This is a genomic window from Halomicrobium katesii DSM 19301, assembly GCF_000379085.1.
GTDB classification, from domain to species: Archaea; Halobacteriota; Halobacteria; order Halobacteriales; family Haloarculaceae; genus Halomicrobium; species Halomicrobium katesii.
The window spans coordinates 389,445-401,393 of record NZ_KB905379.1 but is presented as its reverse complement, the minus strand read 5'-3'; the positions used below and the strand labels follow the sequence as shown (position 1 = coordinate 401,393).

The window sequence follows — 11,949 nt, the reverse complement described above, 5'->3', positions numbered from 1 at the left end:
TAAGGATCTGCAAGAGGCCGACGAGGACATCTCTGAGTACGGCGACGGAAGCGTCATCCTCTGTACCGACGGCTACACGATCTATGAGGACATCGAGGAGACGGAGGGGGTGGACGGCCATCTGGCCGTCACCCACTCCGACACCTACGTCATCGGTGACGCCCACACAAACACCTGCGAGAACCGCCACAGCTTCCTTCGCCAGTGGCTGGCGAAGTTCAGAGGCATCTCGAAGCATCATCTCCAAAAATACCTCGGATTTCTCGCACTGAAACTCAACTCACCGGACGACTGGTTCAAGAAACTGCTGTGTTACAATGTATCGGGATGAGCGCAATCGATTTGCAAGCGAGCCGAAGCAGACGTACCGTCTAAGGAAACAGTCGCGGAGAGGCTCGACAATTTCGTTAATCGAGCTATAGATCACTCGCAGCTCACCGAGAACCCAACGACGAAGCGAGCGTTCGACGACGAAATCAAATCTGCTCCTGAAATCGGATTCCTCCATGCTCTCGGAACACTCCGTGTCGAACGATCCCGCCCATTTGATGACCTACATGGTCGATCAGCCGTCCCCTTGGACAGTTATCGTCGAGAAATGCGCTACTGGCCATTATGGAAAAACCCTGGCTTGTCCAGAATAGCACAGTCGCTTCGCGACTACTTCATTTCCCATATCAAACAAATATTCCGGGTGGCACCGGATGACGTTCAGCGGCGAGTAGTTAGTGCGATTCTCGTTTCCGACTCCCATGCAACCCACGACAGCGAGGAACCGCTCCCGGTCACAGCGGTCAACGAACAGAACATCCTCGTTGACGAAAACGCCCTTTCGCTACGGTGTAGAGCAGAGGCTCGACCGTTCGAGACCCCAGCTAATCTTCCGGCAATTCAAGTCAAAGACGGCGTCGCGAAGATTCCACGCTCGATATGGGAGCGGAAGCTGGAAACGTATGCTCGTATTGGATGGGCGAAGCTCACGCACGCGTACTACCAGATCGTGGACTCTCGGCTGCTGGCATATTGTGTTCAAGAAGGAGAACGTGTCCGTAATGAGATCGTCAAATATCTCGAAACAAGGCACGACGAAGAACTCTACGGGACCTGCTACGGTGCAAACTCACCGACCGAATACAAAGACAGCTCAACCCTTCTGGATTCAGGTATCGTCCCGAGCAAACGACTGGCCAATATCGTCGACGCCGTACGCGCACACCCAGAGGGAAGCTTCGATGAGTACCACACTCCAGACCAACTCTTCGCGATGGTTTGTGATATTCTCCCCGCACCACACCGGCCATCGACCGCCCTCTCCACGGCCAATGCCGTCCAAGACGTTCTCGAACGATCCTACGGTTCCGCCGTCTGCGATCGCAAAACGACAGACAGGTGCCGTACTGGAGGAGCTGAAGTCGAGTACAAGATCGAACAACCAGAGTACACGCCGTTATACCGTCCACAAGAAGACCAGTTGCATCTCTGGGCCGCGTACGAACGCGTACTTGAGAAACAACGAAAGTATCGGTACGACTCAGCCAGCGAGGACCACCCGTATTCAGTTGCAGGTTCCTTGGGCACACAGGACATCGAGGGGACGACGACATCGGATGCAGCAATGATCTCACAGGCACAAGACCAGGCACACCGTGCGGCCGTCTGCGAACCCCTCGCAGTCGACTCCCCGAGTGACGTTCCAATTCACGCTCAACCTGATGAGTTTCCAGAGTGTTCTGCTGATGAGATAGAGTTCTTAACTCGCATCGCGTACGCAATGACCGGCTTCATCGACGGGTATAGTCTCACAGAACCCATGTCTCGATTAACAGACGGGAGTGAACGGCAACTCTCCGTCGATCTCGATAAACTCGAAAATAGGGGACACGTGGCCTTGTTTAGACGCAGTACAAATCGGCTCTTGCGGCGTATGCTCCGCGAACAGATCGACACGATGAGGCACTCAGGACAGATTTTAGATCAACCGCAACGGCCCGTGACTCGCCGGTTGAGGAGCGTCTAAACACGGCCGGGACACGTCGAAATCGTTGACGAACTGGAGGGCATCTACTACGAGATCCCCTACTCCGTTCGGATGCGCCTCATGCAGACGTCTATCAGTCATGAATCCAGACCCTCCTCGAATGACGGCCAATATGAAGATCCACGCTACGGGGGTATCACACACGAGGGATACGCCGAATCGCACCCCGCAGAAACAACCTCCCACCGTGTGGGTGTCGCCCAGATGGCCACCGCACTGTCCGACTTGGTAGCAAACCCGACTGCGCACCGGTATTACGACCTCCACCGACTGGGGGCAGAGCATATCTCGCTTCAAGGATTCTGCCCAGACGCGTGCGAATTGTCCCGAGAGACTGCGAATGCATATGGGGTCGATGTAGGAGCGACCGCCGCAGCCATTCCGCTGTCGCAGCTCGACGATCGATTCACGATGGCCGACCGACACAACCTCACGTTTGGAGACATCAATCTTTCTGACAGTCAGTTTGCCGGAGAGTCGCTCGCTACGGCCGGGCTTGACGACCTGACGCTCGAAGACCTCGGCCTCGACGACTACCGCGATCGAACCCTTGACGTCGCCGTCTTCGATGGCGACACACTCATGCACATCGCCGAAGTGCAACGACGATCCGGTGTTAAGAATCGAACTCGTCGTAATTTCTCGAAGCTCAAAGCCCTCGGAGAACTCGGTGTCACCGCTCACTGGTGTTGTCCCACCATAACCGATCTCCGGTCTGTTATGAGCCAGTTGGACCATCCAGACTATCTAAATTTCGAGAACAGACCTGATCGAAGTCCTGAAACAGATCGGCCCAGCCTCTGGCGTCGCAAACTCTCCACCGCCGATCTCTGGCAACGGGGAATTGAGACGTTGTCAACCCATCGGTCAATCGAGGTGGTGCGCGATGACTGAGTCGGACGACACGAGATCGACGGAGGACGCGGCTAACGCCCGGTCTGAACAGGACGAAGGTAGCGACTCTGGTATCCGGCTGGGAATCCCTCGCCCGTCAGGAGAGAAGATGATTCGGTATCCACTCTCAGAGTACCCGATTCGAACCGCGTATGTCTCCCCGAATCGAGAGAAAATCACCACCCATCTATCTGAGGCCATGCTAACGCTGACAAATACAGGTGGGCCAGTCGTTGCCATTGATTACACGGGCGACCTAACGACGGACTTTGCACAACTCGTCGGTGGACGGTATGCCAACCCGCCAGTCACTGGATACCTGTTCCAGGTGCCCGACTCTCTACCAGCCATCCCACTGGTAGACCGGCGCAGTTTTGATTTGAAACGTCCGATCGATGAGTATACCAAGCAAACTGATCGGCCAGCATACGCGTGGGGAATACCTGCACTCGGCAACCGAGACGGTCTCAGCCCTATCATACAGTCGTGCGAAAGTATTTGCCAGTGTAGACTCAATTTGCGGTAATGGGACGGTTAGACGATATCACTCTGGAAGAGCTTCAGGAGCTCCGTGAACAAACAGAGGGTGAGGTTCCTCGAGAACGTGTTCTTGCTGCAATCGGCCGAAAGCAGGGCGATGAACACGAGACACTAGCTGAACGACATGGTGTCGTGGAGAAGACGATCCGCAACTGGCTCGATCGGTTCACTGAAGAACCGATCGAGCAAGCTCCCTACGACGAATCCAGACCAGGCCGCCCCTCGAAGCTCGACAAACACGAACGCAAACAGTTCTTCGAGCGGCTCCAACAATCGCCGACAGAACTCGGCTACGAGCAACAAGCGTGGTCGCCGAAACTGCTCCTTCACCATGTCAAACAAGAGTACGGAGTCGAATACAGCGAAGGCCACGCTCGGAAACTCCTGGGAAAGGCCGGGCTGTCCTGCCGGACAGCACGGCCGCGAAATCACGAGGCTGATCCAGAACAAGAAGCCGAATTTCAACAAACAGTCGAAAAAAACGGCCGAAACTGACCAACAAAACCGTTGTTGTCGTCGATCAGTTCACCAAGCGCGTCGGCACAGTGCAACGACGTGGCTGGTACCCAATCGGCTCAAATCCAACGATAGAGACATCGAACTCTTGGGATAAGGTGACCGTGCTCGGCGCTGTCACCGACGACGGTGACAGCTTCTATTGTTGGACTGAGGAGAATCTCACATCAAAACAAGGGATCTGGTTGCTCGGTGCACTCCAAGAGCGGTTCGGTGAGGAGTTAGTGGTGTTTCTCGACCGTGCTGGATACTTCTACAACAGAGATCTCTGGGAACACGTTAGCGGTGAACGCGCGACCGAAACTGTCGGAGACAGTTCGGTCGCGTGCGTGCGCGGGGAAAAGGAAACCGACCTCGATATCTGGTACTTCCCACCAAAATTACCGGAGCTCAATCCAGTCGAAGGATGCTGGGATCGTCTCAACGAGTGGTTCAAGCATCGACTCATCCCAGATCTTTCGACGCTAAAACAGCAAATCCAGCGAGGCCTTCCAACTGTTGATGAACCGAATATCTGGAAGTATCTCTGTCGTTAATTACCAGTAAAAACTAATGCACGACCGTATCAAACAAAGAGAACTGGCGAACTTTATCGACGTGCTCGCATCGGGCCGGAGTCCACCCGAGGCTTCTTTTGCAGAACTCGAGCGGTCGCTTGATACGATAGATCCTGACGCACTCCTCAAGGAATCAGGCGATCAGATGACATTCAATCCGACCGCCCGTCAGTCATCGAACCCGTACTACAAACAGAAAGCGTACCTCGACTCATACCTACCAAGTGCACTCGAAGAGCTACGGACCATCGAGCAATCTACGTTCAATGTCTTCGAAGATTTCGGTTCAGACGCTGTGCTCCTGTTTGATCTGAGTGACCTCTCCAGCTATGCACAGTGTGTGCTGAGTGATCTACTCGCTTGGAAGCTATACTGCGACATGCGTGCCACCGATCAGGACATCAAAAATCCACGTCTGAGTCTGGTTCTGAATGAACCATATAGTGCAGGGAATCCAGGCTTCCTTCCTAATCAGGAACCCGGGCCATTATCCAGTGTTGACTGGGACATGGCATCTAAGGAGGGGTTCGTTGTCGATCTCTGCCTTGGCGCAAACCCGACTCGTGATCTAAATATGTGGCAAATCCACGGTTTCAATACGCAAATATACCAGGGAGACCTCAACGATTTCATCCAATCAGACGACGTCCGACCAGACGACATCCCCGAAGACCCGTTCCGGGATGCGATGAAAAAGACAACTGATAATCAATATCAAGTAATCGTCTCTTATGACACACCAGGCGGTAGTAAGACCGGGGGCCTGATCACAGAGCCGTCCTTCGAGGGGTACGCTGCTGGCGAATACCCTCCGAAATATGGTGCAGCGGACAGATGCCTCGAACGATTCGGGCGAGCAGCACAGGAGTATTTAGCGTCTGAAGCTCCCAAGGCTGTACACTGGTCGAGACGCTCGGGTAGGCCAGCAGCTGGCGAACATGTCGAGCGCACAGAGTCCAACGACTGGCGATGCACCGTCTGCAATCGACACTACTGGGAGTACGAAGATGCGGTCTCTTGTCACGATCCGGGAGTATTTGAAAAATACAGGAACTGCAACCTCCCTATTCAGTTCACCCTTCCACCAGCAATTCTCTCCCGAGAGACCACAACCGGTCAGTCACTCGACGAGGCAATCGCAGCGTTACATGCGCTCAATCACCAACGCCCCACCGACGTCGTTGAGGCTCTAGAAGTGCTTGAGTTCGTCAGAGTCGGAGGTCTCCCGTCCTATCTCCGTAACGGGACAGAAGACCTCGTCGAACAGATTTGCGACGCTCTCACGCCCACACAGGCCAACGAGTTCACAGAATTAACAATGACGCGTTCGCTCAGCCGGCGGACCTATCACATCCCGACTGAGGAAGGCAGGTCGCGACTCACAGTCTCTGCCCGTGTTCCAGGCGTTCGAGTTGTCGATTCATCCATACGCCACAACGGCATCCTCAACGACACGGTCCGTCTCCTGTCTTCTTACGACGATGTCGCCTGGGTAGCAGCCCCGTACTACGGTCTACCTGGGAATGAGGCTGACATCGTCGCCTTCAACGACGACTGGAGTATCCAGTATCTCGCCGAAATTGTTTCCGCTGACGACGAGGAGATCGATCAAGAGCCGGTCAAATTCAATTCGCTCGTTGGCGGCACACACCACTTGTACGTCTGTCAGAATAGCGACCTCGTACGCCAACTGATCAACGCCTACACCAACGATACGGTCCCCGACCGACGCTTCTCCGCTTCCAAGCCAATCACTGGCGACTACTATATTGGCGACCTTCGCAAGCGTTTCCTCGAAATCGACCACGACGAACTCCATCCGATCACCACCCACCGAGTTGTGGAAGACGACCTCAAAGAAACTGCATCCTCACCCCAATCTCAATAAATACCAAATAAATTATAACATGGCTTCTGAATCACATGCCAGACCAACTCGTGGGTCCCCTCTCAAAATCAGTATCACCATCCGAATAACCCCACATATCTGTGGAAAGAATTCGCCCTCAACCCCAGTATTCTATAGATCCTGACGGCGCAATAGGTGCTATAGTATTTTCTAATCCAGTAATAACCCGCGTACAATTGCTGTGGGCAGAGTGGCAATCCCCTTCAGAATAGACGAAACGATACACAATAGTGCGCAGAGGGTGGCCACACGGCAGAATCGCTACTGCGAGATTGTAGATTCACCGCCAGGCATAATCAAAAACACCTCAAAGGGTGCCCAATAGCATTCTCAGGGTGGTCAAACCCCAAAGCCGGAGTTAAATATAGTTGGTCTACTAATATATTTGGACTTAGAAATGAAGGCTGCTTTTTGCTGTTTGAGCTATATTGATCTCCTGTCTATCTGACAATCCCATCATACGAGATACAGAAAGTCCATGCGGCACTCGGTCACGGTTGATTTCAAGCCGCTATCGGTGAATCAGCGGCTCAGTGTGGGTGTGAAAGAACAACTGTGAAAGCTCAGTAATCCGGTCGATACTGCTATACTCATGGTCCGGAATTTCACGGCCCTTTTCTTCATCAATCTGAGCGGTCTCAAGCAAGACCGCAAGCACAATTATCCGTACAAAATACAATAGAGGAAGCACAGAAGTCACGAAGTTGGTGTTTCTGACTGTCTTAGGGTTGACAACGCGTCCACTGGACCGCAAGCCAGACCAATCCCAGCGTGACGAGCCCACCGAGCGCGTAGCCACTCCCAATGGCTGCGTACGAAGGAGGCGTTCCTGCACCCACTGGCAGCAGGATGGCAACCAATGCAGTCACACCTAACACCATCCCCGTTACTACGCCGAGTATCGCGACAACAGCAAAGAATTCTGGGACACTGTTGGTCGCTCGTGAAGCGAGTGCGAGGGCGTCGTCAGTGACTGACCCCACAGCCTCAGTGGCCTGCTGTTCTGCTGGGTTGTGATTCTGCGTGTTCCAGGTATACTGTTTGGGGCCATCAGCACCGTCGATCCAGCTGTCATCTTCGAGTGTCTTGAGATGTTGCCGGACCGCTTCCCGTTCGGGGTCAACCTTGGCAGCGATGTCATCGGCTGTAAATTGCCGTCCGTGATTCGTGAGGACGATCTCGGCAATCGTCTCAAAGGTATCACCCTTCTGATCGTACTGCTCCCGGAACTCGGCAGGCAGCTCTGCCATAGCCGTCTGACATACCGTCCGGCGCCCACTTGAGCATAACTGCTGGCAGTGGCACCCATTTGGCCGCGACCAAGACGCTCTTGGTCGGCACAAACACCCGGTAGCGGTGCTTGAACGGTGATCCTCTATTATATGCCTGATGTGCATATATCGGCCTGTCGATGCACAACGCGAACCGTACTTGCGGTCAATACAGACGCATCGAATCTCGAAGAGTGTCAGCATGGATCGACTCACCGTTTCTGGAGGTGACCATCTGTGGAGTGGTCTAACGTTCTGACACCCATACCCGACACCGTTGACCGCCGGCTGGTCGTTGACGCCGGTTTTCTCAGCCTGCTCGCGTGGATCCTCGTGGGCATCCACGTACTCGTCCCATCGAGTGTGCAGACCCAGCTGGCCTTCGATCACGGGGCGTTTATTTCCTGGACCCTGTGGACGCATACGTACGTGCACGCCGGGTGGTCCCATCTGCTTCAGAACGTCGGTGGATTCGTAGCTATCGCCGGAGTGGCGTACATCCTCTGTCGGGTACTTGACGCCCGACGGTGGTTCTGGGTATCGACTGTGGCGTTCTTGACGGTCCTGCCAGTGCTCGTGAGTCTATCGAGTTATGTGCTGCTCGGGTGGTTCGCGCCAGCGGCGACTCCAGTTGAGCGTGGCTTTTCCGGTGTGGTGGCAGGGTTCGCGGGGCTGATTTTTGTTGCATTCTTGGTGTGGGTGAACCGAGAGGTCGGGCTTGCCGTGACACAGGCTGTTGGGCAGATGGCCGTATTGCTCATGCTCTGGGAACTGTCAGTGATATACGCCGGCTGGATCAATGTGCGGGTGACTGCTCTCGTCGCATTCGGTATCGCACTCAGTTGGGTGTTGCTGCTCCGTGCGGTATCGGTGCGAGACATTTGGGACCGACGGCAAGCATGGTGGACAGAACTATGGCTGGCTATGGGGGTAGGTATCGTGCTGCTGACGGTCGTGGTTGCGCTATTCCCAGCTGACCCTGTCAGTGATGGGACGTTCACGAATATTTTCGCGCATGGTGCGGGATTTGTGTGGGGCGGTATCGTCGCCGGCGGGGCGTGGCAGGGGATTCGAAGATGGCTAAAAATCGGGATTACTCACGCAGTTCGCTCCTAAGGTAGTCCTTTGCCGGTTCAGTGGACTTCTGGAGCAATTCGATTGGATTGCCGGTGATCGATGCGTGCCCTGTATTCAGCACGAACGCGGAAACCCATCACTGATTGAGTATCTCAACAGATCGAATAAGACCGCTATTTTGCGAATGACTCGGGTCAACATTCATTAGCTACAGCCGCGATGCTCTGATCTATTCTATTCTTCAGGTAGTCTAGACAAGGCAATCGAGTGAACAGGTAACACGCAACTCGATTTGCCAGCTTTTATATCCCAACCCATAGTACGAATACACGGAATCCCCGGACGGCGACGACCCCCGTGAGAAATCGTTTGGGTTGCGACTTCGCGACGACGGTAAATTTCCCGCCAAAAACCACGAACTGACGCCTAGAAGGGCTAAAATGAGAGAATTCGTACGGTTACGATCCGTACGAAGTTGGTATGGGTTGGGGCGGATTTGAACCTACATTAGAGTTGACACTTCTCGCTTCGCTGCGAGGTGTCAACTCTAATGAGGCTCNCCGTTCGCTCCTCGCTGCGCTCGTCGCTCCACGGCTCACCGCCGACTTGCTCGGTACCTGCCTGCTCGCTTCGCTGCGCGGGCGGGCTTCCGAGTCTGGTGAAGGCGACTGCGAATCGCGCTGAGATCACCGTCTGCGCTTGCGCTCCCGGGCACGGAGACCGCAAGCATGACTGATATCACAATCGAAGAAGCGATAGAAGCGTACCTTGAAGAACGAAAATCTGAACTGTCCGACTCAAGCATCCAGAATCACCGCTACCAGTTGAAGCAGTTTCGACTGTGGGCTCGGGGTGCCGGTGGCATTGACAATCTCGATGACATCGACCCACTCGACCTATCACGGTTCCGAAGATACCGTAGCAACGATTTGAATTCGAATACGATGTACAACCAACTTGGGGTGCTCCGCCTGCTCCTTCGATTCACACATCGGATGGGATGGGTCGAAGAGGAACTCCCCGACAGCATCGTCCTCCCAACTCGTAGCGGCCGGTCACGCGACTCCAGCATCGACCCTGACCGAATCACATCAATCATCGACGACTTGGAGCGCTACCAGTACGCGTCTTTGAATCACGTGATCCTCTCGTTGTTGTGGACCTGTTCGCTTCGAATTGGCGCACTCAGATCACTCGACTCAGACCGGGACCTCCATCTTGATGAACAGTGGATAGATATGGTTCATCGGCCGGACACCGGAACACCACTCAAGAACAAAGGTGGATCCGAGCGCGAGATTAACCTGCATGGGTGGGTAGCGGACGTGCTTCGCGCCTGGATCACCGATCGCCGTCCCGATGTGACTGATGCGTCTAGTCGGCAACCGTTGGTCGCATCGTCGCGCGGTCGTATGGCCCGGTCCTCGATTCGGGAGCGAGTGTACCGGTTGACTGCGTGCGGGTCACTTGGCGACGGGTGCGAGTGCGGGTCGGACCCTATCACTGACTGTTCGGACGTTGTTTCACCACACGATGTGAGACGCAGCTCGATATCGGCTTGGTTGGATGATAAGGTCGATCCTGGCTTGCTTGCTTCGAGGGTGGATTCGTCGCAATCCACGATTGAGGAGCATTACGATGTCCGGTCAGAATCCGATAAGCGGGAGTTGCGACGGGATGCGTTCGATATGTGAGGGTGCCAAGACAATAGGCGATTCTGTCTCCAGGTCTGATCGTGAGTAGAGAACGGCGTACCGCCTCGGGGTGCTGAGGGCTGCTTTCCGGGCGCTGTGATCCGACAGCGTCCTAAGCGCTACTTTGCAGCGCTTAGTCCCCGGCAGTCCGGCTGGCGCACGCGTCTAAAACCACGAATCGGCTTTTTTCGCTGCGTGCTTGGCTCTCCGACTCACTAACGCTCAATTTCCGATAGCCCACCGTCTACGTCCTCCCGGATTTGAATCATAAATACCACACGGACGTGGCGCGACCGCGACTTCCTCGAATGGGGCTATCACGAGCGCGGGCTATCCCCACAGACGATTGCGTATGAACTCGGTGTCTCGAAGAGCCGCGTGACCGTCCACATGGAACGTCTCGGCGTCCTTCGACCATGGCGGCATGAACCTACACTCCGCCGACTCTTCGGCTGTCAGCGGACGAGATAGCGGCCCGCGACGAGTTCGACTGTTCCCCGACGACTGTTCGGAAGTACCTTGCTCGATATAGACTGACTGACGAGAACGCCGACGAGGTGACGTTTGGGTGATTGGCCGAGCTCAACTCCGTGTGACCGTGTAGTCCCCTATCCCGACCTTGGGATTCTTGTCGGTGGCCCCGATTGCTTCGGTTATGTCACTCCTGTCGCCATATGCTCTGTTCTCCAACTGGTTACTGAAATGGGGTCAAGTTCTCGGAGCGCTCGGGTCGCTTATTTTGAGCGGTCTACTTGTGTGGCTCTATTACCAGCAGTACGAACTGTTAAAAATAGAACAAACACCCTCGCTTGAAGTCTCAGATTGGGAAATGAACGGAGACAAGATTACGCTCTACCTCTCAAATTTCGGTGAGGGTTTAGCCAAGAATCTACGTCTCCGTACAACGGCCGAGTACCCCACAGAAGACGACGTGAACATGGTTTCTGATTCTCGAAACCGGGACAACGTCGAGGTATTCACAGTCGAACATAACATACACCGGTACGAAGAAGGAGAACAATTGAGAGAACGCGACATTATGGGTACTGAAAGAAAAGTGGAATTTCGAGGGGAACCACCGTTCCCCGACCCGAGTGGTCAAGGATATGGGAACTTTCAGTCAGGAGTCGGAGAGTCACTGCGAGAGGAGGCCTATGAGTTCTATTTTTGGATTGATGTAGTATATGAGACGGAATTTGGTGAAGAGAAGGCTGAACCCGTAACTGTTCCCGGACGCTGGTTTGAGATTGAACCGGAAGAGGGTAAGAAACTCTTTCAGACACAACCCAATGAGATCACCTACGAATACATTTTCAACAAGAGTGCGTTCGCTTCAAGCCGACCAGATGGATGACGGTTGGGAACCCAAGCGTGTGGAGCAATGACAGGGCTACTAAAAATATAGAAAGCACTGTTGGACGAGTTCATCAGAACAAGGTGCTCTATGGCTGTC

10 protein-coding genes are annotated in these 11,949 nt (G+C 54.3%); 9 read left to right on the top strand and 1 reads right to left on the bottom strand.

What is annotated here, in order from left to right:
* From HALKA_RS19815 to HALKA_RS0117480, 6 genes are all read left to right on the top strand, one after another.
* Positions 1–331, top strand: a 331-nt coding sequence (locus HALKA_RS19815) for an IS1595 family transposase (RefSeq protein WP_018259214.1), incomplete at its 5' end; no start/stop codon positions are given.
* A 267-nt stretch (positions 332–598) separates the two neighbouring features.
* Positions 599–2,017 (top strand): hypothetical protein, encoded by a 1,419-nt coding sequence (locus HALKA_RS21160; protein WP_155119452.1) that lies wholly within the window; start codon positions 599–601, stop codon positions 2,015–2,017.
* Positions 2,018–2,242: 225 nt separating this feature from the next.
* Complete coding sequence (locus HALKA_RS21155; protein WP_155119451.1) at positions 2,243–2,932, top strand: hypothetical protein; 690 nt, start codon at positions 2,243–2,245, stop codon at positions 2,930–2,932.
* Positions 2,933–3,457: 525 nt separating this feature from the next.
* Positions 3,458–3,967: a helix-turn-helix domain-containing protein gene (locus HALKA_RS20570; protein WP_080505769.1), complete on the top strand. Its 510-nt coding sequence runs from the start codon at positions 3,458–3,460 to the stop codon at positions 3,965–3,967.
* Positions 3,968–4,017: 50 nt separating this feature from the next.
* Positions 4,018–4,524 carry a transposase gene (locus tag HALKA_RS0117485; RefSeq protein WP_245545339.1) on the top strand — a complete coding sequence of 169 codons (507 nt, stop codon included), beginning with the start codon at positions 4,018–4,020 and terminating at the stop codon, positions 4,522–4,524.
* A gap of 16 nt (positions 4,525–4,540) precedes the next feature.
* Positions 4,541–6,433 (top strand): hypothetical protein, encoded by a 1,893-nt coding sequence (locus HALKA_RS0117480; RefSeq protein WP_018259212.1) that lies wholly within the window; start codon positions 4,541–4,543, stop codon positions 6,431–6,433.
* Between the two features lie 743 nt (positions 6,434–7,176).
* On the opposite strand, the gene HALKA_RS20040 is transcribed toward HALKA_RS0117480, so the two are convergent.
* On the bottom strand, positions 7,177–7,704 hold the full coding sequence (locus HALKA_RS20040) for a helix-turn-helix domain-containing protein (RefSeq protein ID WP_018259210.1): 528 nt from the start codon (positions 7,702–7,704) through the stop codon (positions 7,177–7,179).
* Between the two features lie 258 nt (positions 7,705–7,962).
* Between HALKA_RS20040 and HALKA_RS0117465 the strand changes: the two genes are divergently transcribed.
* The 3 genes from HALKA_RS0117465 to HALKA_RS21150 all read left to right on the top strand — a co-directional run bounded on the left by HALKA_RS0117465 (position 7,963) and on the right by HALKA_RS21150 (position 11,850).
* A complete protein-coding gene (locus HALKA_RS0117465; protein ID WP_018259209.1) occupies positions 7,963–8,841 on the top strand; it encodes a rhomboid family protein in 879 nt (292 codons plus the stop codon).
* A gap of 689 nt (positions 8,842–9,530) precedes the next feature.
* Positions 9,531–10,496 carry a tyrosine-type recombinase/integrase gene (locus tag HALKA_RS0117460; protein WP_018259208.1) on the top strand — a complete coding sequence of 322 codons (966 nt, stop codon included), beginning with the start codon at positions 9,531–9,533 and terminating at the stop codon, positions 10,494–10,496.
* Positions 10,497–11,151: 655 nt separating this feature from the next.
* A complete protein-coding gene (locus HALKA_RS21150; RefSeq protein ID WP_018259207.1) occupies positions 11,152–11,850 on the top strand; it encodes a hypothetical protein in 699 nt (232 codons plus the stop codon).
* The last annotated feature ends 99 nt before the right edge of the window (positions 11,851–11,949 follow it).

Coding starts and splice junctions, on each gene's coding strand:
- HALKA_RS21160 (WP_155119452.1), top strand. CDS start 599: ATGCGCTACTGGCCATTATGGAAAAACCCTGGCTTGTCCAGAATAGCA.
- HALKA_RS0117480 (WP_018259212.1), top strand. CDS start 4,541: ATGCACGACCGTATCAAACAAAGAGAACTGGCGAACTTTATCGACGTG.
- HALKA_RS20040 (WP_018259210.1), bottom strand. CDS start 7,704: ATGGCAGAGCTGCCTGCCGAGTTCCGGGAGCAGTACGATCAGAAGGGT.
- HALKA_RS21150 (WP_018259207.1), top strand. CDS start 11,152: ATGTCACTCCTGTCGCCATATGCTCTGTTCTCCAACTGGTTACTGAAA.
- HALKA_RS0117460 (WP_018259208.1), top strand. CDS start 9,531: ATGACTGATATCACAATCGAAGAAGCGATAGAAGCGTACCTTGAAGAA.
- HALKA_RS20570 (WP_080505769.1), top strand. CDS start 3,458: ATGGGACGGTTAGACGATATCACTCTGGAAGAGCTTCAGGAGCTCCGT.
- HALKA_RS21155 (WP_155119451.1), top strand. CDS start 2,243: ATGGCCACCGCACTGTCCGACTTGGTAGCAAACCCGACTGCGCACCGG.